This is a genomic window from Arthrobacter sp. MYb224 (genome assembly GCF_002975455.1).
GTDB lineage: Bacteria > Actinomycetota > Actinomycetes > Actinomycetales > Micrococcaceae > Glutamicibacter.
The window spans coordinates 526,189-547,378 of the sequence record NZ_PCPU01000001.1; the positions used below are offsets into that span (position 1 = coordinate 526,189).

The following is a 21,190-nucleotide window of genomic DNA, read 5'->3' on the forward strand; positions in this document are numbered from 1 at the left end:
CGTAACTAGATGCGGCAGGCGTGGATCTGGCTGACCAGAATCGCGCGAGCGCCAACGTCGTACAGCTCATCCATGATGTTGTTGGTTTGCGACTTCTTCACCATGGCGCGCACGGCGCACCAGTCCGAGTTCGCCAGGTCGGAAACGGTCGGCGATTCCAGCCCGGGAGTCAGCGCGCAGGCCTCTTCGACCTGAACGCGGCGAATGTCATAGTCGAGCATGACGTACTGGCGGGCGACCAGCACGCCGGACAAGCGGCGGATCAGCAGGTCAAGACCGGCCGGCTTGTGGCCGACTCGTCCGATGAGCACCGCTTCCGACTGGAGCAGCACATCGCCGAAGATTTCCATGCCGGCGGCCTTGATGGTGTTTCCGGTTTCGACCACATCGGCGATCGCATCGGCCACACCGAGACGCACAGAGGACTCAACCGCACCATCCAGGCGGACGACGCTCGCATCGATCCCCTGCTTCTTCAGGTAGTGGTCCAGAAGAATGTCATAGCTGGTGGCGATGCGCTTGCCGTTGAGCTCTTCGACGGAGTTGAACGCTCCGACCGGGGCAGCGAAGCGGAAGGCGGACTTGCCGATGCCAAGGGATAGCTGCTCCTCGACATCGTCGTCGACATCTGCATCGAGGTACAGGTCACGACCGGTGATTCCGACGTCAAGGATGCCGCGGCCTACATAGACGGCGATATCGCGCGGACGCAGGTAGAAGAATTCAACGTTGTTCTCTTCATCGACCAGAACCAGTTCGCGGGTGTCGCGGCGCTGGAGATAGCCGGCTTCCTTGAACATGGTGGAGGCGATTTCGGAGAGGGCGCCTTTGTTGGGCAGGGCTACGCGAAGCATTTATTTACTCGTTTCATGAGTGTGGCGCCGGGCGATAAGCCAAAAACAAGCGCCAAGGATTTAATTGGCCGTTGTTACTGCCGCCGAGCGGTGCCTGCGACCGGGTGCGATGACCCGGTCGCAGCAGCGCGACGGCTATAGATGCTTGTAAACGTCGGCCAAGGACAGACCCTTGGCAATCATCAAAACCTGCAAGTGGTAGAGCAGCTGGGAGATCTCCTCGGCTGTTTCCTCGTCACTTTCGTACTCAGCGGCCATCCAAACTTCGGCGGCCTCCTCGACAACTTTCTTGCCGATGCCGTGGACACCGGAATCAAGTTCGGTGATGGTACGAGAGCCTTCCGGGCGGGTTTGGGCCTTGAGCGACAGTTCGCTGAAGAGCTCGTCAAAAGTTTTCACGTCTACAAGACTAGCGTTTTTCCGGCCGACGCCCGAATTTTCCACGCCGATTGTGACGTCCGAAGCGGCCATTAGCGCAGTGCTGCGACGGTCATCACAGCGGCCGAGAAGGCTTCGTAGCCCTTATCCTCGCTGGAACCTTCCAGGCCTGCGCGGTCCAGCGCCTGCTGCTCGTCGTCGCAGGTGAGCACGCCGAAACCGACAGGTACACCGGTGTTCACCGAAACGTCGGTCAGCCCGTTCGTGGCGGCCAGGCAGACATAGTCGAAGTGCGGGGTTCCGCCGCGAATCACCACGCCGAGGGCGATGATCGCATCGTAGGACTTAGCCAGCGCGCTTGCGGCCACCGGGAGTTCGAAGGTGCCGGGCACGCGGATCAGGCTCGGATTCTCGATCCCCGCGTCGCGCGCGGCTCGCTGCGCGCCGTCGATGAGTCCGTTCATGATGACCTCGTGCCAGCTGGCGGCAACGATCGCGACTTTCAGTCCCGACAGGTTCAGCGCCTTGAGCTCATCGGCGACATTTGTCGGGGCTCCATGCTTGCTCATGTGATATTCCTTAAGGTTTGCGTTGCTGTTCTAGAAGCTGGTTTTGGTGTTCGGCAGTTGCAGGTCATGGCCGAACCGGGCCTGCTTGGTGCGCAGGTAGCTTTCGTTTTCGCTGCGTGGTGCGATCCGGCTGGGCACCAATTCGGTCACCGCCACCCCGGCCTGGGCGAGCTTGGCCTGCTTGTCCGGGTTGTTACTCAGCAGGCGGATCTCATCGATCCCCAGGTGCTTCAGGATCGCGGCGACCGCGAAGTACTCGCGCGCGTCGGCGGGGAAGCCCAGGTGGAGGTTCGCGTCGAGGGTGTCCACGCCGGTTTCCTGCAGCGCGTAGGTGCGCAGCTTGTTGAACAAGCCGATGCCGCGGCCCTCGTGGCCGCGCACGTACACCAGGTGCCCGCCCTCGGCGGCGATCTGCTCCAGCGCCGCATGCAGCTGTTCGCCGCAATCGCAACGGTAGGACCCGAAGACGTCGCCGGTGAGGCATTCGGAGTGGATGCGCACCAGATTCGTGGCCCCCTCCAGGGTGGGCGCCGGGTGGCTGAGCACGATGTGCTCGTGGCCCTCCACGCTGGCGGCCCGGGCGCTGAAGGTGCCAAAGGGGGTGGGCAGCGAAACGGCTTCGGTCAGCGAGATTTCGTCGTTGACCCGGCGCCAACGGGCGAGGTCCTCGATGCTGACCAGCGGCAGATCGTGGGCCGCGGCGAAGTCACGCAGATCATCGAGGCGCATCATCGAGCCGTCGTCGTTGACGATCTCGCCGATCACGCCCACCGGCTCCAGGCCCGCACCGCGGCAGAGATCCACCGCGGCTTCGGTGTGTCCGCGGCGCTCCAGCACGCCTCCGGCGGCGGCACGCAGCGGGAAGATGTGCCCCGGGCGGCTGAGCTGTGCCGCCTCGGCGGCGGGGTCCGCCAGCAGCCGGGAGGTGACGGCCCGGTCGGCGGCGGAAATTCCGGTGCTGATTCCGCTGACCGCGTCGCAGGAGACGGTGAACGCGGTGCCCTTGGAATCCTGGTTGATGCCGACCATCGGGGCCAGGCCCAGCTCGTCGGCGCGCTGGGCCTCCAGCGGCACGCAGATGACCCCTGAGGTGTAGCGGATGGTGAAGCCCATCAGCTCGGCGGTGGCGAATTGCGCGGCGAAGATGATGTCGCCCTCGTTTTCGCGGTCTTCATCGTCCACCACGACCACAGCCTTGCCCGCGGCCAGGGCGGCCAGGGCGGTGGGGATCGAGTCCAGTTCCTTGCGGGCCATTACTTGCCGCCTCCAAACGCGTTCAGCCGGGCCACGTATTTTGCGAGCACGTCCACCTCGATATTGATGGCGTCGCCGACCTGGCGGGAACCCATGGTCGTCTCCTCCAGCGTGATCGGGATGATGCCGACCTCCACCCAGTGGGCTCCGGTGGCGGTTGCCGCGGAGACCGCGGTGATGGTCAGCGAGATGCCGTCCAGCGCGATGGAGCCCTTTTCCGCGGTGAGCGGGGCGTATTCATCGGGCAGCCCGATGCGGAAGGTGGTCCACTGGCCGTGATCTTCGCGGGCCAGCACCGTGCCGACGGTATCAACGTGGCCCTGGACGACGTGGCCATCGAGCCGGCCGCCGGCCGGGGTGCAGCGCTCCAGGTTCACGATCGAGCCGGCGCGCAGCTGACCGGTGCTGGTGCGGCGCAGGGTCTCGCCCATCACGTCCACGCTCAGGGTTTCGCCCTCCAGTTCGGTGGCGGTCAGGCAGACGCCGTTGACCGCCAGCGAGCCGCCGAGGCCCAGCGCCTCGGTATGGCCCGGTGCCTTCAAGGTGAGCACGGCAAGATCTTCGTTCGGGTGATTCTCGATGCCCAGCACCGTGCCGGTGCCGGTGATAATTCCGGTAAACATTTTTTGGGGTCCTTTAAAGTGTGTGGGATGTGCGCTCGGGCAACGGTTCCAGATGCATCAGCACGTCCGCGCCGAGGCGGGTGAGCGCGTCGGGTTGGTGGGCGTCGAGCCTGAACTGGCGGGCCTGGGACAGGGTGGTCACCGAGCCGATATTCACCGAGGTACCGCCGGCGCCGATGATCACCGGTGCCTGGTAGCAATAGATCTCATCGGCCAGGTCGGCCTCGATAAACGCCGAGGCGATGATCGAACCTCCCTCGATGAGCAGGTGGTTGAAGCCCAGTTCGGTGGCGCGGTTGACCAAGTCGTTGACCTCGTGGGTGCGCAGCTGCTCCCAACGATCGTCGTAGGCCAGCGCCAGGTCCTCGGGCAGCGCCCGGTGGCCCAGCACAAATCGGTAGGGCTGGTGCTCGTGCAGTCCCCCGGCGGCGGTGCGCGCGGTCAGCCGCGGGTCGTCGGCGATCACGGTGTTCGTGCCCACGACGATCGCGTCCACCCGGGAGCGCAGCCCATGGGCGTGGTTGCGCGAGGCGTCTCCGGTGATCCACTGGCTGCTGCCGTCGGGGGCGTTGATCCGCCCGTCCAGGGACTGCGCGGTTTTCACGGTGATGAACGGACGGCCCTGCGCCTTGGCGCGGAACCAGCGGTGATTCAACTCCCAGGCGGCCAGATGTTGCTCGCTCTGACTGACGGCGACCCCGCGCGAGCGCAGGTAGTCCGCTCCCCCGCTGGCGGTGGCGGTTTCATCGCTCATCGCATAGTGCACCTGCCCGATGCCGGCGTTGGCGATGGCCTGCGCGCAAGGTCCGGTGCGCCCGCGGTGGTTGCATGGCTCCAGGGTGACCACCATGGTCAGCTCCGCCGCCTGGCTGCGATCCATGCGGCCCAGCCGGCGCAGCGCATCGATCTCCGCGTGCGGGTTACCGGCGCCCAGATGGAATCCGGTGGCGATCACGCGCCCGGCCCCGTCGAGCACACACGCGCCGACCAGCGGATTTGCGCCGCGGGCTCCGCGTTGCGCCGCTTCCAGCGCGGTGCGCAGCGCCTGGTCCAATTCGCTCTGCCCGATCATGGCTGCTTTCCTTTGATCGTAGGATCTAGCATTTCGGTTTCGATCTGCGGCTTTTCGCCCTTTTTCGCCTTCATCCAGACGAAGAAGCCGACGATGGTGAAGCCGCCGTAGAACAGGTACATGAAGGCGCTGGCGTAGTAGCCGGCGGAGAAGAGCAGCGGGACGCCGACCGCGTCCACAGCCACCCAGATGAGCCAGAATTCGACCCAGCCCTTGGCCATGCCATAGGTGGCCAGCAGCGAACCGACGAAGGTCCACGCATCGGCCCACACCGGATCGTAGGATCCGAGCATCCGGAACAGCGGGGTCACCGCGATGGTGCCGACGATGAGCACGGCGATCAAGCCAATGCGTTCATTGGTCGTGGCCCATTTCGGGGTGACCGCGTGGCCGCCGTCAACACCGTCGCGGGCCTGCTTCCAGCGCACCCAGCCATAGAATGACACCGCGATGAACATGATCTGGCGTCCGGCTTGGCCCCATAGGTTGGCGGTGTAGCCGGTGTCGAAGATGCTGCCCAAAAAGACCGTCAGGAGCAGCAGGTTGCCGACAATGCCGACGGGCCAGGCCCAGACCTTGCGGCGCATGCCGCCTAGCGCACTGGCCAGGCCGAAGATATTGCCGACCACTTCGCGCACCAGAAGTGCCGAGGAGCCGATCGCAATTTGTGAGTTAAAAGCTTCAATGAGCCACCGCAGAATATCCATCATTCACCCTTCTCGAAGCGGCGGCTCCGGGGGTGTGCAGTTGATGGGCCTATGGCCAGGCGTTCGTTCGGCTCGCTCGAGCGGAACGGTTGGCTAGGCCATGGCAAATCAAACCCGTGCTTCTCCCATCCAGACTTTAACTGTCGGTACCGGAATTTCACCGGCTCAACCGCTTCCTTGGCTTGTGGCCTTGGTTGCGGGTCGCGGACTATAACCGCCGGTTCGGACTTACACCGACCCCGGAGCACGTATTCGTGTTTACTAGTGACTAGTTTGGCATATTTTAATGCGCGATGCGTGCAAGATTTCTTAATGCGTCGATTTCCGCCGCCGGTTCCGGCGCGGAGTAGACGGCCGAACCGGCGACAAACACGTCCGCTCCGGCTTCGGCGGCGCGCAGAATCGTATCCCGCGAGATGCCCCCATCCACCTGGAGCGCGATCGGCTTGCCGGTTCCGGCGATGGCCGCGCGGGTGCGCTTGATCTTGGGCAGCACCAGGTCAAGGAACTTCTGCCCGCCGAAGCCCGGCTCCACGGTCATCAGCAGCACCATGTCCAGCTCGCCGAGCATATCCAGGTACGGTTCGATGGGGGTGGCCGGGCGCAGGGCCATCGCCGCCTTCGAACCGGCCGCGCGCAGTTCGCGGGCCAGGCGGATCGGCGCCGCGGAGGCCTCGGCATGGAAGGTGACCGAGTCCACCCCCAGCTGGGCGTATTCCGGGGCCCAGCGATCGGCGTCTTCGATCATCAGGTGCACGTCGATGGGCAGGTCGCTGACCTTTTCAAGCGCATCGACCACGGGCAGCCCGAGGGTCAGGTTCGGCACGAAGTGATTGTCCATCACGTCCACGTGCACCGCGTCGGCGGTGTGGATGCGCGCCAGTTCGCTGGCCAGGTTCGCGAAGTCGGCGGACAAGATCGACGGATTAATACGCGGGTTGCTCATCGGTGCTCCTTGGGGGTGGGCGCTGGATTCCGGCGCGCGGGCTACGCGCTTTTGGTGATGATTGCCATGAACATGGCGTCGGTGCCGTGGATATGCGGCCACAGCTGGGCGGTGCTGCCGCCGGCCAGCTCGTGCCCGGCGGCGGGAGTGCCATCCAGGGCCACGGCGGACACCGCGGCCCCGGTGTCCAGCAGCGTGGCGGCGGGGTTCGACTTCAGGAAATCTTCGACTACCAGCCGGGTTTCGGCCATATGCGGCGAGCAGGTCACAAATCCGATGACCCCGCCGACGCGGACCGCGTTGAAGGCGGCGGCAAGCAGTTCGCCCTGCAGGCTGGTCAGCTCCGGGATGTCCCGTGGCTGCTTGCGCCAGCGCGATTCCGGGCGGCGGCGCAGCGCACCGAGCCCGGAGCAGGGGGCATCGACCATGATCCGGTCGTAGTCCCCGGCAAAGTCGGCGGTGCCGAACTCGCGGCCGTCCTTGGTGGTGACCATCCAGTAGTCCGCGGGGACCGCGGACATCGACTGCTCGACCAGCCGTGCACGGTGTTCGGTGGGTTCGTTCGCCGTGAGCCGCGCGTCGCGTTGCACCGCGAGCGCGCCAAGCAGCGCGGCCTTGCCGCCGGGGCCGGCGCACAGATCCAGCCAGTACTTGTCTTCGCCGTCCACCGGGAGTTCCACCGCGGCCAGCGCGCGGGCCATGAGCTGGCTTCCGGCATCCTGCACGCGCACGGTCCCTTCGCGCACTCCGGGCACCCGGGCCACGTCCCCGTGCTTGTAGGTGGCCGAGGCCTCGACCACGGTGCCCGGCTCGGCGCCGGCTTCGAGGGCCGATTCCAGGGTGCCCAGCCCGGGCAGCGCGACCAGGTTGACCACCGGAGCCAGGTTATCTGCTTGGAGCAGCTCGGGCAGCTCCGCGGCATCCCGTCCGTGGGCGATGAGCGCGCCGCGCAGGGCGCGGACGATCCAGTCCGGGTGGGAATGCTCGATCGACAGCTTTTCGGACGCGCTGCCAGCTGCGGCGGTCAGCAGCGCGATCCACTCTTCGGGTTCCTTCACGCTCACCTTGCGCAGCACCGCGTTGATCAGCCCGGAGGGCCCGGCGCCGATCTGCGCGCGGGCCAGCGAGACGGTCTCATCGAGCGCGGCGTGCTTGGGCACGCGCATGGCCAGCAGCTGGTGGGCGCCCAGGCGCAGGGCGTCGAGGATCGCCGGGTCCAGCTCGGCCAGCGGCCGGTCCACCAAGGTGGTGAGGATTGCGTCGTAGAACCCCTGGGAGCGCAGTGCGCCGTAGGCAAGTTCGGTGGCGAATCCCGCATCGCGCTTTTCCAGCTGGTGCTCGCGGATCAGCTTGGGCAGGACCAGGTTGGCGTAGGCGTCCTTGGCGGAGACCTCGCGCAATACCTTGAAAGCCACCAGCCGGGCCGGATCGGCCGCACGCTTGCGCTGGCCGGGGGCGGACTGGCTGTACTTGCGCGGGCGGTCGCCCTGGCCGCGGTTGCGGGTGCGGCCGGATTCATTGCGTCGTGGTTCGTTTACTGGTTCGTGCCCGCTCATGCGAAGCTCACTTTCGTTCCCTGGGTCAATACGCCGCGAGCCCAGTCGGAGGCGTTCATCATTTTTTTGCCTGGCGGCTGGATGGTTGAAAGTTCCAGCGCCCAGGTGCTGGTGCCCACATAAACCACCGGGTGCTTGCCCGGTTCGATGTGCACCTCGCCGGGTGCCAGCTCGGCCATCTCGCGCCGCTCACGCAGCGGGCCGAATTTGTAGCGTGCCTCATCCGCGGTGGCCCAGGCGCCCGGAAAGGGGCTGGTGCCATGGGCGCGGCGACGGATTTCGGTGGCCGTGCGGGTGAAGTCCAACTGCGCGTCGACGTCGGTAATTTTCGGCGCATAGGTGTGCGATCCGCTTTGCGGTATCGCCACCGCTTGACCCGCATCAAGCGCCTGCAGGGTCTGCACCAGCAAGGTGGAACCGGATTCGCTGAGCCGATCGAGCATGATCCCGGCGGTGTCCAGCTCGCCGATCCGCTCGGTGACCTGCCCGAACACCGGGCCGGTATCCAGCCCGGTTTCCAGTTGGAAGGTCACCGCGCCGGTGATGTCATCGCCGTGGATGATCGAGTGCTGCACCGGGGCGGCGCCACGCCAATCGGGCAACAGCGAGAAGTGCAGGTTGATCCAACCGTGTTTGGGCATGTTCAGCGCGGCGGCTGGAACCAGCCCGCCGAAGGCGACGATGGCGGCGGCGTCCAGGTTGAGCTCGGCCAGCTGCCCGGTGACCTCGGCGTCGATCTTATTCGACTTGATGGTGCGCAGGCCCAGCTGCTCGGCGCGGGCGGCGACCGGCGAGGCGGTGAGCACGCGTTTGCGTCCCAGCGGGGCGTCGGGGCGGGTCAGCACGGCGGCGATGTCAAAACCGGCGGCGTGAAGGTGGTCCAGCGAGGTGACGGCGACCTGCGGGGTGCCGGCGAAGAGGATGCGCATGGGTTAGTTCCCCATTCCGGCGCCGAAGCTGGATCCGAGGAATCCTGCGCGTTGCGCCACGGTGGCGGTGGCGGTCTGTTCGTAGTTGCCGGCACGCAAGGTGCGCCAGGCGGCCTTCTTCTCCTCGGGGGCCAAGCGATCCAGGAAGAGGATGCCGTCGAGGTGATCGGTCTCATGCTGCACGCAGCGCGCCAGCATCCCTTCGCCGGCGATGCGGACCGGTTTTCCGAACTTGTCCACGCCGCTGGCAACCACCTGGCGGCGGCGCGGCACCGGAGCGGAAATACCCGGGATCGAGAGGCAGCCTTCGATTTCGTCGGGCTGGAAGTCCTCGCTCAGTTCGAGCACCGGGTTGATGATATGTCCGCGTTCCTTGCCGATTTGGTAGGTGAACACGCGCAGCGAGACCCCGACCTGGGGCGCGGCGAGGCCTGCACCGTCAACGTTTTCCATGGTCTGCTCCATGTCGTCGACCAGCTTTTGGATTTCCGGTCCAAACTCGGTCACCTCCTGCGCTGGTGTGCGTAGAACGGGATCGCCGATGATCCGAATTCCCAAAATCGCCATGGTACGTGTGGCTCCCTCTCGGTTGGTCAACTATCGCTCAGTCTCGGGCGGACCGACACTAACCACACCAGTCTACGGTGCCCCGGGCCCCGAGGCATGAGGTGGCGGGGTGATCTCGACCAGCGCGGCTCGTGCCTTGGAGATTTTGAGCTGCGCCTCCCAATTGCGGCGCAGCGCATAGAACTTGGACCAATAATCGGGCAAGGCGGCCGGTGGCGCCATGAAAGTCCGGGTTCCGCTCTGCCCGAGGGCCACCGCGAGCAGCATCGAATCGGTGCCGTAGGGCCACGGCTCCCAGTTGCCCGTCTCGGCGTCCACTACACGCTCTTCGGCTTTGGCCGCGGCAGCGAGCTGCATGATGACCTTGTCGTCCGGGGTTTTCACCAATCCCTCGCGATCGGTGCCCTTCGTCTTGTAGTCCAGCAGGCACACCTTCCCTCCGATGCGGGCGACCAGGTCGATGGTTCCGGCATAACCTACGCTTTCGTTCCAGACGGTCACCTCGGTTGCCAGCGGTTCCACCTGGTACTGTTCCCACCATTTTTCGAAGTGCGTCGCGAAGCCCAGCTCGTCGTTGGCCTCGAGGGCCGAGCGCACGGCAGCTAGTTCATCGGGCTTGCCCAGCGCGCGCAACGCAAAGTGCTCTGCGTAGTTATGCACGCGGTCCCCGCGTTCGGCGGCGGCATCGCGGTAGCGTTCTGCGGCGGCCGCGGAGTCGCGCACCAGCGAACGCATCTTGCCCGGTTGCGACAACGCATCGGACAAACGCTGATCTTCGGATAGGGACTTGGCGGCCATATATCCGGCCCAGCCAGAAAGATCCATCTTGTCCATCCCGATCACCGTGGTGATCGACGGGACCGTGGCTTCTCCTCCCACCTGACGGCTGTACATTCGTCCTAGATCGGTTTGAATCGCAAGTTTTGGTGACGTCATGCACACGATCATGGCACGGGCCGCGGACGCTTTGCTCCTAGTCCGCACGAGAATAACTAATTTTCCGCGTAGTTCCGCGGGTTTCCGGGCTTGTGAACCAGATCTCACGCTCTCGATTTGGCAGCTTGCGGAAACTCGTATAGAGTTTTTACTCGTTGGAGCGAACGGAAACGGCGCGAAAACAAGCACTTTTTGCGGACATAGCTCAGCTGGTAGAGCGCAACCTTGCCAAGGTTGAGGTCGCGAGTTCGAACCTCGTTGTCCGCTCGCAGAAAGATTCATCGACTAAGTAACATTAGTCAGCTCGGCTTCGGCCGAGTATGGTGGGGTGGCCGAGAGGCGAGGCAGCGGCCTGCAAAGCCGTTTACGCGGGTTCGAATCCCGTCCCCACCTCGCAAAGAGGTAAAAATCTTTTTGCGCGATTGGCGCAGCGGTAGCGCGCTTCCCTGACACGGAAGAGGTCACTGGTTCGATCCCAGTATCGCGCACGGAGTTTTGGTTTTCGGATCAAGACTCAAATATGCGGACATAGCTCAGCTGGTAGAGCGCAACCTTGCCAAGGTTGAGGTCGCGAGTTCGAACCTCGTTGTCCGCTCTGAGAAATCAGAGTTTTACTTTGTTTTCTGTCGAGATTCTTCGGAATCCTTCGGCGCGATTGGCGCAGCGGTAGCGCGCTTCCCTGACACGGAAGAGGTCACTGGTTCGATCCCAGTATCGCGCACTGGATATTGGTTTTTACTGGTATTCATGCGGTCATAGCTCAGCTGGTAGAGCGCAACCTTGCCAAGGTTGAGGTCGCGAGTTCGAACCTCGTTGACCGCTCCATAAAAAATGGGAATCACTCCAAGTGATTCCCATTTTTGTTTAACTTCCAGATGAACAACACGCCCGGGATTGCTCCAACTCTTCCCTGCGCGGCCGTTTCGCTTTAGTGTGGAGAGCAGTTGTGGAGCTAAAAGGGGTTCCCACCGTCGAATGGAGGTGCAGCATGGCAGGATTTGATGATCTGCGTGGCAAGGCAGAGGAATTCGCAAAGCAGAACCCGGATCAGGTTTCAGAAGGCATCGAAAAGGCCGGCGACTTTGTCGACGACAAGACCGGTGGCAAGTTCGCTGATCAGGTTGACGGGGTCCAGCAGGGCGCCGGAGACTTCCTAGGTGGACTCGGTGGCAACGCCGAGGAAAACGAAGGCGAGAACAACCAGGGCTAATCCCCTTGTGATTGTGCTTTGGCCTTGCCCGAGCATCCTGGAAAGGCACCGACCGCTGGTCGGTGCCTTTCTTGTTTTAACGTCATCTTCGGGCCGTGACGTGCGGCGATTACCGCAGGGGTAGCCGCAGCCTGTAGAAAATGAGTATGACTCGAAGCACTGCGGCTCAGGCCGATGGCATAGCCCAGGCGATCATCGCCGGTTTGATCACCACCATGGTGGGATTTGTTGCATCCTTCGCGGTGGTGCTGGCGGGGTTATTCCAGGTGGGCGCAACCGTTGGGCAGGCGGCCTCCGGTTTGCTGATCCTCTGCCTGTGCGTGGGCCTGAGCACCATCGTGCTGTCCTTGCGCCACCGCGTGCCGATCAGCATTGCGTGGTCCACCCCCGGCGCGGCGATGCTCGCGGCGCTGGCTCCCGGGGCCTTCGGCTTTGCCCAGGCGGTGGGCGCGTTCATCGTCGGCGGCGTGATGATCATGCTCTCCGGGCTGGTTCCGGTGCTGCATCGGCTGCTCACGCGCATTCCGGTGCCGATCGCGCAAGGCATGCTCGCCGGCGTGCTGATTCCGCTGTGCCTGACGCCTTTTACCGCGCTGGGCACGATTCCGCTCCCGGCGCTGGGAATCCTGCTGGTGTTTTTCCTCGGGCTGCGGCTGCTGCCCAAGTTCGCCGTCGCGCTGAGCATGCTGGCCGCGCTCGGCTTCGGGCTGTGGCATATCGCACGCACCGGCTTGTGGGGCCAGCTTGAGCTGCTGCCGCACCTGCAGTGGGTCTCCCCCGAATTCTCCTGGCAGGCGATCGCGAGCATCAGCGTGCCGCTGTTCATCGTGACCATGGCCTCGCAGAATATTCCGGGGGTCGCGGTGCTCGGATCCTTCGGCTATGCCTTGCCGTGGCGCTCCTCGATGCTGGTCACCGGGGCAGGTTCCTCGCTCGGCGCCTTCTTTGGCGGGCATGCAATTAATCTGGCGGCGATTACCGCGGCGCTCGCGGCGGGCGAGCAGGCCGGAGCGGACGCCTCGCGGCGCTGGCGGGCGGCCACCAGTTCCGGGGTGTTCTATCTCATTTTCGCGGCGCTCAGCGCGCTGATCGTCTCCGTGGCCAGCGCCTCGCCGGAGGGGCTGTTCCAGGCGGCGGCGGGCCTGGCCCTGCTGGCCACGCTGGGCAATTCGCTCCTCGGGGCGGTGGCCGATCCGTCCTGGCGGCTGAGCGCACTGGTCACCGTCCTGGTGGCTGCCGGAAATCTCACGCTCTTCGGCATCGGCGGCGCATTTTGGGCGCTGGTGGCCGGGCTGTTAACGCACTTCATCGTCGAGCGCGAGGCTCGACGATGAAGCTGCTGGCGCTGCGCTAGGCCTAGAGGGCCGGCTCGCCGGCCTGCCCCTCGCGGGCCAGGGCGGTCAGCCGGGAGACCGCGCGGTAGTACTTCTTCTGGTAGCCGCCGGACATCATTTCGTCGGTGAACAGCTCGCTGAACGGCTTGCCCGAGGCGATGATCGGCACGTCCTTGTCATACAGCCGGTCCGCGAGCACCACGAAGCGCAGCGCCACCGACTGATCGGTGATGGTGTCCACATTGTGCAGCACCAGCGCGTCGGTTTCCGCCAGCAGCTGGCGGTAGCGCGAGGGGTGGACCTTGTGCAGGTGGGCGACCAGCTCGGCGAAGTCATCAACCGCGAGGGTCTGATCCGCATAGCGTTCGGCCGCGAAGTCCTCGATGGTCTCGTCTTCCAACGGCGCCGGCGCATCGGGCAGGCCACGGTGGCGGAAATCCACCCCGTCCACGCGGTGCACGTCGAACTGCTCGGAGAGGGTCTTTATTTCGCGCTGGAAGTCGACCGCGGCGAAGCGGCCCTCGCCCAGCGCCCCGGGCAGGGTGTTGGAGGTGGCGGCGAGCTTCACTCCGGCATCGGAGAGCTCGCGCATCAGCCGGGACATCAGCACGGTGTCCCCCGGGTCATCGAGCTCGAATTCATCGATGCACACCAGCTTGTACTCGCTGAGCACGTCGACGGTGCGGCGGAAGGAAAGCGCGCCGACCAGGTTGGTGTATTCCACGAAGGTGCCGAAGGCCTTCGGGCCGGGGCTGGCATGCCAGAGCGAGGCGAGCAGGTGGGTTTTGCCCACTCCGAAGCCGCCGTCGAGGTAGTAGCCGTTCTTGGTGGCCGTTTTCTTGCCGAAGAGCTTGGAGAACAGGCCGCCGCCGTTGTTCTTGCCCACGGTTTGGGCGAAGTTGCTCAACTTGGTGACCGCTTCGGCCTGCGAGGGCTGGTTCGGGTCCGGGCGGTAGGTATCGAAGGACACCTCGCCGAAACGGTAGGACGGGTGGAAGCCGGCCAGCAGTTCATCGACCGAAAGGTTCGGTGTGGTCTGTGTCAGGTGGATGATCTTGGCCATGCGTTCGAAGGTGTCCTTTAGGTTGGCGTGCGGGTGATGATGCGGGGCCGCTGCCTTGGCCCATCGGCCAGTTTACCTTGGCGGGGGCGCGAAAATGGAGAAGAATGTCGCACCCCACACGAATGCGCAGCCACGGGGACTAGGCTAGAAGGTGAGAATGCGGCCGCCGCTTCGCGCGTCGGCCGGAAACCGAACTATGAGGAACGTGATCGCGCATGTCGCTGCCTGTTGAGCACAACCCAAGTTACGCACAGTATGCCCACCCCGAACGGCTGGTCTCCACCGGTTGGCTGGCCGAGAATCTGGGGGCCGAGAACCTGGTGGTGCTCGAATCCAACGAAGACATCTTGCTGTACTCCACCGGCCATATCCCCGGCGCCCTGAAGATCGATTGGTTCACCGAGCTGAACGATGAGGTCACCCGCGACTACGTCGAAGGCGAGGACTTTGCCGCGCTGATGTCGGCGAAGGGCATTGGCCGCGAGACCACGGTGGTGCTCTACGGCGACAAGTCCAACTGGTGGGCTGCCTACGCCTTGTGGGTCTTCACCCTCTTCGGCCACGAAGACGTGCGCCTGCTCGATGGCGGCCGCGATAAGTGGATCGCCGAGGGCCGGGAGCTTTCCACCGGCAAGCCCGCGGTGGTGGCCACCGACTACCCGGTGGTCGAACGCGACGATTCGGTGATTCGCGCCTACCTGCCGCAGGTCCTGGAGCACCTGGGCAACCCGCTGATCGACGTGCGTTCCCCGGAGGAATACACCGGCGAACGCACCCACATGCCCAGCTACCCCGAAGAGGGCGCAATGCGTGGCGGGCATATCCCGACCGCCGCCTCGGTGCCTTGGGGCAGGGCCGCGGCGGCCGATGGCACCTTCAAGCCGCGCGCGGAGCTGGAAGCCATCTACCTGGACGAGGCCGGCTTGAAGCCGGGCGATGAGGTGGTTGCGTACTGCCGCATCGGTGAGCGTTCGAGCCACACCTGGTTCGTGCTCAAGCACCTGCTGGGCTTTGAGACCGTGCGCAACTATGACGGTTCGTGGACCGAGTGGGGCAACGCGGTGGGCGTGCCGATCGTTCGCGGCGAAGCTGGCGGCGCACTACCTGCCAAGCGCGGGGCCCGCGCATGAGCGCGCTGACTCCGGCGCTGGCCGAGATCGTCGAGGAGTTCACCGAGGTCCCGGAGGCCGATCGGCTGGAACTGCTGCTGGACTTCTCCCGCGAGCTGCCCGAGCTGCCAACGCGTCTGGCCGAGCACCCGGAACTGTTCGAGCAGGTGGTGGAGTGCCAGTCGCCGCTGTTCCTGATCGTCGAGGTGGACGCCGACCGGGTGGTGAACCTGTTCTTCTCCGCGCCGCCGGAGGCGCCGACCACCCGCGGGTTCGCCTCGGTGCTGGCCGCCGGCCTGGATGGCTGCCCGGCCGCCGAGATCCTGGCGGTTCCCGAGGATATGCCGGCGCTGCTGGGCCTGTCCCGGGCGTTGTCGCCGTTGCGGATGCGTGGGATGACCGCGATGCTCGCCCGGATCAAGCGCCAGGTCTCCGAGCAGCTGGCCGCGTAGCCGCGCGGGGCTCGGCGCGCAGCGAAAGACAGGAAAATGGCGAAGAAATCGAAGGGGGCCTCCACCCCGGCAACGCTCGCGCTGGACGCGGCGGGCATCAGCTATGTGGCGCACAGCTACAGCCCGGGCGATTCGGCCGAGGGCTATGGCGCGCAGGCCGCCGCGGCGCTGGGCGTCGGCGGGGATCGGGTGTTCAAAACGCTGATGGTCTCCACCGGCGCGAATGCCAGCTTGGAGTTGGCGGTGGCGATCGTGCCGGTGGATGCGGCCTTGGATCTGAAGGCGGTCGGCGCGGCGCTGGGCAAGAAGAAGGCGCAGTTGGCCGATAAGGCGGCCGCGCAGCGCCGTTCGGGCTATGTGCTCGGCGGGATTTCCCCCTTCGGCCAGCGGCAGAGCTCGCCGACCGTGCTCGATGCCGGTGCGCAGCGGTTCGAGAGCATCTTCATTTCCGGCGGGCGGCGCGGCTTCAGCCTGCAGCTGCGCCCGCAGGATGCGGTGAAGGCCCTCGGCGCGCTGCTGGCGCCGATCTCCACTCAGCGCTGAGCGGCCAGGCGTTCGGTGAGGAATTCGCGGATCGCGGCGGCAAATCCCTGTGGGTCGCTATTGGGCTCGCGGGTATGCCCGGCCCCGGAGAAGACCCGCAGGGTGACCAGGTCCGGGCGCAGCGCAGCCAGTTTCAGGCTAGGTCCGTAGGGGACGAATTGGTCGTCCTGGCTGTGCATGATCAGCGTCGGGTGCTTCAGTTCGCTGGCCCGCTCCACCCAATTCAGCCGCTTGAGGTTCACCGGCGCCGCGAGCCCGGTGACCCAGCGTCCGGCCCGGTTGGTCAGCAGCCAGCCGGCAAAGAGCCCCACCGTCTGCGGGATCTTATTGAGCCGCGCCTGGTGGGAGATCACGTCCACCCAGTTGATCACCGGGCCGACGAGCATCAGCGAATCGATGCACTGGGCCAGCTCGGAGCGGTCCGCGGTTTGCAGGCTGATCGCCCCGCCCATGGACCAGCCGAGCAAGACGATCTGCGTGGCCCCGTGCTCGCGGGCGTAATGCACGGCGGTTTGCACGTCGTGCCATTCGGTATCCCCCAGCCCATAGCGGCCATCGGCCGCATTCGGGGCAAGCCCGTCATTGCGGTAGCTCATCAGCAGGACCGTGGCGCCGATCTCGGTGAGCACCGGCAGCGCGCGGATGGTTTCGTTGCGCCGTGCCCCGCGCCCGTGCACCCCGATCACCCAGAGGTTCTTGTGGCTGGTGCCCGGCACCAGCCAGGCCGGTCCCGGGCCGCCTTCCAGCGCCAGTTCGATATCTTGCGCGGCGATGCCGAGGTCTTCGGGATGTTCGTAGATCGCCCCGGAGAGGTAGCCGCGGCGCACCCCGTCCAGGCTCCCGCGGTAGATATGCTCCAGCTTGCGGGCGATCAGCCGCGGTTTGCCGGGCACCGCGCGGGGTGCCGAGAGCCGGGCGGCACAGGTATCGGCTTCGGAGATCAGCGTGCACCCGCCGGGATCGGCGGTGTCGGCATCCTTCAGGAAGTGCAGCCAAAGCTGGCCTTCCGCGTCGGTCACGATCTCGCGGATCACCGCGTTGCCGGTGCGGCGTTCTTCGGGAGTGACCACGCGCCGGGCAAAATACCCGGCCAGCGCGGAAACGCTCGCGGCCAGCAGCGAGCCGGCGGCAACGCCTAGGCCCACGCCGATCAGCGTCGCGGGCACCGTTTTGCGCGGTTCTAAGGTTTCAACAATGTTCCGGGCCATGATTCCATACTCTCAAATGCGGTCTCGGGAATCATCTCGCGACGCAATTCGTTTGCATCAGTATGAGCGAAGAATCGAAGAAGACCGAAATCGACTGGCAGCAGATCCTCTCCCCGCAGGAGTTCCATGTCTTGCGCCAGGCCGGAACCGAACGACCCTTTACGGGTGAATACTGGGATACCACGACCGAGGGCGTGTATGCCTGCCGCGCCTGCGGGGCAGAGCTGTTCGCCAGCAGCACGAAGTTCGATGCCAGCTGCGGGTGGCCCTCATTTTATGCGCCGCTGGCCGAGGATCGGGTGCGCTACATAACCGACGAGTCGATGGGCATGAAACGCGTTGAGGTGCGTTGCGCGAATTGCGATTCGCATATGGGCCACGTGTTCGAGGGAGAAGGCTTCAAGACGCCGACGGACCTGCGCTTCTGCATGAATTCGTTGAGCCTGACCCTGCGGGAAACGGAGGGCTAAAAGCTCTGACCGTCGTGGGTCGCACCTCACACTAAGCATTAGGAATGCTTAGTCATGATTGGCCGAGCAACACTAATTCTGTTCTTTGGGCGTAGCGTGATAGCTAAGCAACGCAAACGACCAAAGAACTTGAAGAGGTGCCCCACGATGACCCAGATCTCCCACAGCCCACAGGCAACCGCACATATGCTCGCCACCCATGAGGCATGGCTGGCACTGAAGGCGTCGGCCAGTGAATTCCAGACGCTGCAGTCCAAGGACGGCTCCCTCGCCGAGGCCGCGATGCAGCCACGCGCGGGCGAACTGATCGGCACCATCGTCGAGGCCATCGATGACCTGCTGCCGCATTTCGCCCATGACGCGAACTACCTGCAGGCGCTGGTCGCAGATCTGAAAAAGTGGGAGGCCAGCGGCTTCGGCGCGCCGGACTTCTTGGATGCGCTGCTCGAATTCCAGCCGCAGACCCAGCGTGAAGACGGGCTCCTGCACCTGGTGCTCTTCCCGATGTACACGCAGAACGGTTCGACCAACCGGCACCTCGAAGCCGTGCTGGTGCAGGTCATGTGGCCTGACTTCATCGCGCAGCTGGAGGCGGGCAGCTACTCCAACGCGCTGTTCGTGCCGCTGCGCTTCATCGATTTCACCGCCGGCTACGATACCAATTCCGCGGTGCTCTTCCCCGAATCGGTCGCCATCCGCGAAACCCCCTCCTTCACCTGGGGCGCCATCTTCCAGGACCGCGAGGCGGCCCGCTTCCGCAAGGTGCTCAAGGAAGCCGCGGCGATCACCAACCTGCAGCTGCCCGCCGATGCGGCGCAGCTGCTCACCGACCAGCAGCTGACCGAAGAAACCTTCATCATGTGGGATCTGATCCACGATCGCACGCACATGCGCGGGGACCTGCCCTTCGACCCATTCATGATCAAGCAGCGCATGCCGTTCTTCCTCTACTCGCTCGAAGAGCTGCGCTGCGACCTGACGGCTTTCCGCGAATCCATGAAGATCGCCGCGGACCCGGCAAGCGATCCGAAGGCAGCACAGACCGCGAAGCTGGTGCAGTACGCGGTCATCTTCGACCGGATCTTCCGCTTCGCGATTACCGGCTCGCGGGTGCGCAACTACGACGGGCTGGGCGGGCAGCTGCTCTTCGCCTGGATGCACCAGCACCACGTCCTGCACTGGACCGACACCAAGCTGAGCATCGACTGGGATCAGGTGCCCGAGGTGGTTGCGGCCTTGGGGGAAGCGATCGACGAACTGTACTGGAAGTCCATCGACCGCCCGAAGCTCGCCCATTGGCTGGCGGCCTATGAGCTGGTCTCTGCCACCGTCACCCCGAACCCTGCCTCGGCGTGGGCCAAGGGTCCTGAAGCCTTGCCGCTGACCGCGCCACTGCGCGAAATCACCGACCAGGTGCTGGACGATGAGTTCCCCCTGTCGATGTTCTACGAGGCGTTGAACAAAAAAATGGCGGCGGTGATCGAGTCCACCCGCGGCATGACCGGCGCCACCAGCATCTAGGATCGATACCGTGAGCAAAGTACAGAACAATCAGCTGGTGCTGATCGCCGGGGCCACCTCGGCCGCCGGGGTCGCAACGGCCCGCCAACTCCTCAACGCCGGGGCGCGCGTGCTGGTGGTCGGCAGCAACGCCGCACGCCTGGACGAACGCCTTGGCTTCGCCACCGCACGCTACGAATGCGACCTGGCCGACCGCCAAGCCGTCGATGACCTGGCCGAGAAGGTCCATGCGCAGCACGGCCAGATCGATGTGCTGCTGCATCTGGTCGGCGGCTGGCGCGGCGGCAAGTCGATCACCGGGCAGACAGACTCCGACTGGGACTTCTTGCACACCAACGTGTTGACCACGCTGCGCAACACCACCCGCGCCTTCGTTGATGACCTGGTGGCTTCGGAGGCCGGCCGGCTGGCCATCATCAGCGCCCAGGCGGTGACGAATCCGACCCCGTCGAACGCGAACTACGGCGCGGTGAAGGCCGCCGCCGAGCACTGGATCAATGCGATCGCCCGGCTATTTAGCAAGCAGGCCCCGCAGGCAGCCGCCGTGAGTTGGGTTGTCAAGGCACTGAGCGACAAGTCTGCCGGTGAGATTCCGACAGGGCATACCTCCGTCGACACCGTCGCGCAGGCAGCGGTGCAGCTTCTGGACGCCGCGGCGCTCATGCACAACGGACAGCGACTACCGCTGGCCCAGGCCTGAACGCGATTTGGCGCTGCTGGTGTAGCGTTTTCCACTGGGCACATCACCTGCTCAGCACCATTACGAAGGACCAAAAATCTCATGACTTTTAGCCACGACCCTGCGGTGCGCGGATTCGCCTCCGATAACTACTCCGGCGTGCACCCACGCATCCTCCAGGCAATTACCCGCGCCAATGGCGGGCACCAGAGCGCCTACGGCGATGACGAATACACCGCCGCGCTGGACGCGATGGCGGGAGAACTGTTCGGTGCGCAGGCCGCGATCTTCCCGGTCTTCAACGGCACCGGCGCAAATGTCACCGCCCTGCAGTCCTTGCTGCCCCGCTGGGGTGCGGTGATCTGCGCGAGCACCGCGCATATCAATGTCGACGAGAATGGCGCGCCGGAACGCATCGGCGGTTTTAAGCTGTTGCAGGTCGACTCGGCCGATGGCAAGCTCACCGCCGAACTGATCGATCAGGAGGCCTGGGGTTGGGGCGATGAGCACCGGGCACAGCCGCTGGCGGTGTCGATCACCCAGGGCACCGAATTAGGCACGATCTACACCCCGGATGAAATTCGAGCCATCACCGAGCACGCCCACAAACTGGGCATGAAGGTTCACCTGGACGGTTCACGCTTAGGCAATGCCGCCGCCGCGCTCGGTGTGGAGTTGCGGGAGCTGACCACCGACGTCGGGGTCGACATCGTCTCGCTCGGCGGCACCAAGAACGGGTTGCTGCTTGGCGAAGGGATCTTGACCCTTGATCCCGCGTTGGCCCAAGATCTCAAGTACCTGCGCAAGATGAACATGCAGCTCGGCAGCAAGATGCGTTTCATCTCAGCGCAATTGCTCGAACTCTACGGGACCGGGCTGTGGCGCGAATTGGCCGGGCATTCGAATGCGATGGCTGCGAAGCTGGCTTCCGCCGTGGAAGAGCTCGACGGCGTAGAGCTGGTTTACCCGGCCCAGGCCAACGGGGTTTTCGCGCAGTTGCCTACCGAGGTATCCGATCAACTGCGTGAGCACTTCCGCTTCTACGATTGGGACCGCGCAGCAGGTCACGTGCGTTGGATGTGCTCCTTCGACACCACCGAGGAAGATGTCAGCGCATTCACCGCAAAACTTCGCGAGCTGCTGGCTGCCTACCGCGCAGCTTGAGCCGTCTCGGCGCGCCGTACCGCTACCGCGGTGCGGCGCGTTTTAG

General features: G+C 64.8%; 23 protein-coding genes, 6 tRNA genes and 1 riboswitch. Of the genes, 15 read left to right on the forward strand and 14 right to left on the reverse strand.

Going from position 1 to position 21,190, the window contains the following annotated elements:
• Positions 1-5: 5 nt before the first annotated feature.
• The 12 genes from hisG to CQ017_RS02585 form a co-directional block, all read right to left on the reverse strand.
• Entirely contained in the window at positions 6-854 is an 849-nt protein-coding gene (gene hisG, locus CQ017_RS02530) for an ATP phosphoribosyltransferase (protein WP_096285257.1), read from the reverse strand.
• Between the two features lie 135 nt (positions 855-989).
• Positions 990-1,253, reverse strand: coding sequence for a phosphoribosyl-ATP diphosphatase (locus tag CQ017_RS02535; RefSeq protein WP_096285317.1), 264 nt, complete (start codon positions 1,251-1,253; stop codon positions 990-992).
• 71 nt (positions 1,254-1,324) lie between these two features.
• Positions 1,325-1,801, reverse strand: a complete 477-nt coding sequence (ribH, locus tag CQ017_RS02540; protein ID WP_096285259.1) for a 6,7-dimethyl-8-ribityllumazine synthase — start codon at positions 1,799-1,801, stop codon at positions 1,325-1,327.
• Positions 1,802-1,831: 30 nt separating this feature from the next.
• Positions 1,832-3,055, reverse strand: coding sequence for a 3,4-dihydroxy-2-butanone-4-phosphate synthase (ribB, locus tag CQ017_RS02545; protein ID WP_105552352.1), 1,224 nt, complete (start codon positions 3,053-3,055; stop codon positions 1,832-1,834).
• Positions 3,055-3,678: a riboflavin synthase gene (locus tag CQ017_RS02550; protein ID WP_105552353.1), complete on the reverse strand. Its 624-nt coding sequence runs from the start codon at positions 3,676-3,678 to the stop codon at positions 3,055-3,057. The genes ribB and CQ017_RS02550 overlap by 1 nt, the downstream gene beginning before the upstream one ends.
• A 13-nt stretch (positions 3,679-3,691) precedes the next feature.
• Positions 3,692-4,750, reverse strand: coding sequence for a bifunctional diaminohydroxyphosphoribosylaminopyrimidine deaminase/5-amino-6-(5-phosphoribosylamino)uracil reductase RibD (gene ribD / locus CQ017_RS02555; protein WP_105552354.1), 1,059 nt, complete (start codon positions 4,748-4,750; stop codon positions 3,692-3,694).
• Positions 4,747-5,457 carry a nicotinamide riboside transporter PnuC gene (gene pnuC / locus CQ017_RS02560; RefSeq protein WP_105552510.1) on the reverse strand — a complete coding sequence of 237 codons (711 nt, stop codon included), beginning with the start codon at positions 5,455-5,457 and terminating at the stop codon, positions 4,747-4,749. Before pnuC ends, ribD begins: the two co-directional genes overlap by 4 nt.
• 113 nt (positions 5,458-5,570) lie before the next feature.
• A riboswitch (FMN riboswitch) is annotated at positions 5,571-5,708 on the reverse strand.
• Between the two features lie 32 nt (positions 5,709-5,740).
• A complete protein-coding gene (gene rpe / locus CQ017_RS02565) occupies positions 5,741-6,403 on the reverse strand; it encodes a ribulose-phosphate 3-epimerase (protein ID WP_105552355.1) in 663 nt (220 codons plus the stop codon).
• Between the two features lie 41 nt (positions 6,404-6,444).
• Complete coding sequence (locus CQ017_RS02570; protein WP_105552356.1) at positions 6,445-7,959, reverse strand: RsmB/NOP family class I SAM-dependent RNA methyltransferase; 1,515 nt, start codon at positions 7,957-7,959, stop codon at positions 6,445-6,447.
• Entirely contained in the window at positions 7,956-8,888 is a 933-nt protein-coding gene (gene fmt / locus CQ017_RS02575; RefSeq protein WP_105552357.1) for a methionyl-tRNA formyltransferase, read from the reverse strand. The genes CQ017_RS02570 and fmt overlap by 4 nt, the downstream gene beginning before the upstream one ends.
• Positions 8,889-8,891: 3 nt before the next feature.
• Positions 8,892-9,455: a peptide deformylase gene (gene def, locus CQ017_RS02580; protein ID WP_105552358.1), complete on the reverse strand. Its 564-nt coding sequence runs from the start codon at positions 9,453-9,455 to the stop codon at positions 8,892-8,894.
• Positions 9,456-9,527: 72 nt separating this feature from the next.
• Positions 9,528-10,391, reverse strand: coding sequence for a cytochrome (locus CQ017_RS02585; protein WP_146112411.1), 864 nt, complete (start codon positions 10,389-10,391; stop codon positions 9,528-9,530).
• Between the two features lie 194 nt (positions 10,392-10,585).
• Here CQ017_RS02585 and CQ017_RS02590 point away from each other — a divergent pair.
• The 8 genes from CQ017_RS02590 (at position 10,586) to CQ017_RS02625 (ending at position 12,935) form a co-directional block, all read left to right on the forward strand.
• A tRNA-Gly gene (locus CQ017_RS02590) sits at positions 10,586-10,658 on the forward strand.
• Between the two features lie 55 nt (positions 10,659-10,713).
• A tRNA-Cys gene (locus tag CQ017_RS02595) sits at positions 10,714-10,784 on the forward strand.
• A gap of 23 nt (positions 10,785-10,807) precedes the next feature.
• Positions 10,808-10,879, forward strand: a tRNA-Val gene (locus tag CQ017_RS02600).
• A gap of 34 nt (positions 10,880-10,913) precedes the next feature.
• Positions 10,914-10,986, forward strand: a tRNA-Gly gene (locus tag CQ017_RS02605).
• Positions 10,987-11,040: 54 nt separating this feature from the next.
• Positions 11,041-11,112, forward strand: a tRNA-Val gene (locus CQ017_RS02610).
• A 28-nt stretch (positions 11,113-11,140) separates the two neighbouring features.
• Positions 11,141-11,216: transfer RNA gene (locus tag CQ017_RS02615), tRNA-Gly, on the forward strand.
• Positions 11,217-11,379: 163 nt separating this feature from the next.
• Entirely contained in the window at positions 11,380-11,601 is a 222-nt protein-coding gene (locus CQ017_RS02620) for an antitoxin (RefSeq protein WP_105552360.1), read from the forward strand.
• Between the two features lie 146 nt (positions 11,602-11,747).
• A complete protein-coding gene (locus CQ017_RS02625) occupies positions 11,748-12,935 on the forward strand; it encodes a benzoate/H(+) symporter BenE family transporter (protein ID WP_105552361.1) in 1,188 nt (395 codons plus the stop codon).
• 22 nt (positions 12,936-12,957) lie between these two features.
• On the opposite strand, the gene zapE is transcribed toward CQ017_RS02625, so the two are convergent.
• Complete coding sequence (zapE, locus tag CQ017_RS02630; RefSeq protein ID WP_096286345.1) at positions 12,958-13,998, reverse strand: cell division protein ZapE; 1,041 nt, start codon at positions 13,996-13,998, stop codon at positions 12,958-12,960.
• 215 nt (positions 13,999-14,213) lie between these two features.
• On the opposite strand from zapE, the gene CQ017_RS02635 reads away from it, so the two are divergent.
• Genes CQ017_RS02635 through CQ017_RS02645 form a run of 3 tightly spaced genes read left to right on the forward strand, consistent with a single transcriptional unit; the run spans position 14,214 to position 16,102 of the window.
• Complete coding sequence (locus tag CQ017_RS02635) at positions 14,214-15,128, forward strand: sulfurtransferase (protein ID WP_105552362.1); 915 nt, start codon at positions 14,214-14,216, stop codon at positions 15,126-15,128.
• Positions 15,125-15,559, forward strand: coding sequence for a SufE family protein (locus tag CQ017_RS02640; protein WP_096286349.1), 435 nt, complete (start codon positions 15,125-15,127; stop codon positions 15,557-15,559). The genes CQ017_RS02635 and CQ017_RS02640 overlap by 4 nt, the downstream gene beginning before the upstream one ends.
• A gap of 36 nt (positions 15,560-15,595) precedes the next feature.
• Positions 15,596-16,102, forward strand: coding sequence for an aminoacyl-tRNA deacylase (locus CQ017_RS02645; RefSeq protein ID WP_105552363.1), 507 nt, complete (start codon positions 15,596-15,598; stop codon positions 16,100-16,102).
• On the opposite strand, the gene CQ017_RS02650 is transcribed toward CQ017_RS02645, so the two are convergent.
• Positions 16,093-17,310 (reverse strand): S9 family peptidase, encoded by a 1,218-nt coding sequence (locus CQ017_RS02650; protein ID WP_096286353.1) that lies wholly within the window; start codon positions 17,308-17,310, stop codon positions 16,093-16,095. The two genes, CQ017_RS02645 and CQ017_RS02650, sit on opposite strands and share 10 nt — an antisense overlap.
• 62 nt (positions 17,311-17,372) lie before the next feature.
• On the opposite strand from CQ017_RS02650, the gene msrB reads away from it, so the two are divergent.
• From msrB to CQ017_RS02670, 4 genes are all read left to right on the forward strand, one after another.
• Entirely contained in the window at positions 17,373-17,780 is a 408-nt protein-coding gene (gene msrB / locus CQ017_RS02655; RefSeq protein WP_096286355.1) for a peptide-methionine (R)-S-oxide reductase MsrB, read from the forward strand.
• 147 nt (positions 17,781-17,927) lie between these two features.
• Positions 17,928-19,301 (forward strand): DUF6421 family protein, encoded by a 1,374-nt coding sequence (locus CQ017_RS02660; protein WP_105552364.1) that lies wholly within the window; start codon positions 17,928-17,930, stop codon positions 19,299-19,301.
• A gap of 10 nt (positions 19,302-19,311) precedes the next feature.
• Positions 19,312-20,001, forward strand: a complete 690-nt coding sequence (locus CQ017_RS02665; protein WP_258133464.1) for an SDR family oxidoreductase — start codon at positions 19,312-19,314, stop codon at positions 19,999-20,001.
• An 81-nt stretch (positions 20,002-20,082) separates the two neighbouring features.
• Positions 20,083-21,144 carry a low specificity L-threonine aldolase gene (locus tag CQ017_RS02670; protein ID WP_105552366.1) on the forward strand — a complete coding sequence of 354 codons (1,062 nt, stop codon included), beginning with the start codon at positions 20,083-20,085 and terminating at the stop codon, positions 21,142-21,144.
• The last annotated feature ends 46 nt before the right edge of the window (positions 21,145-21,190 follow it).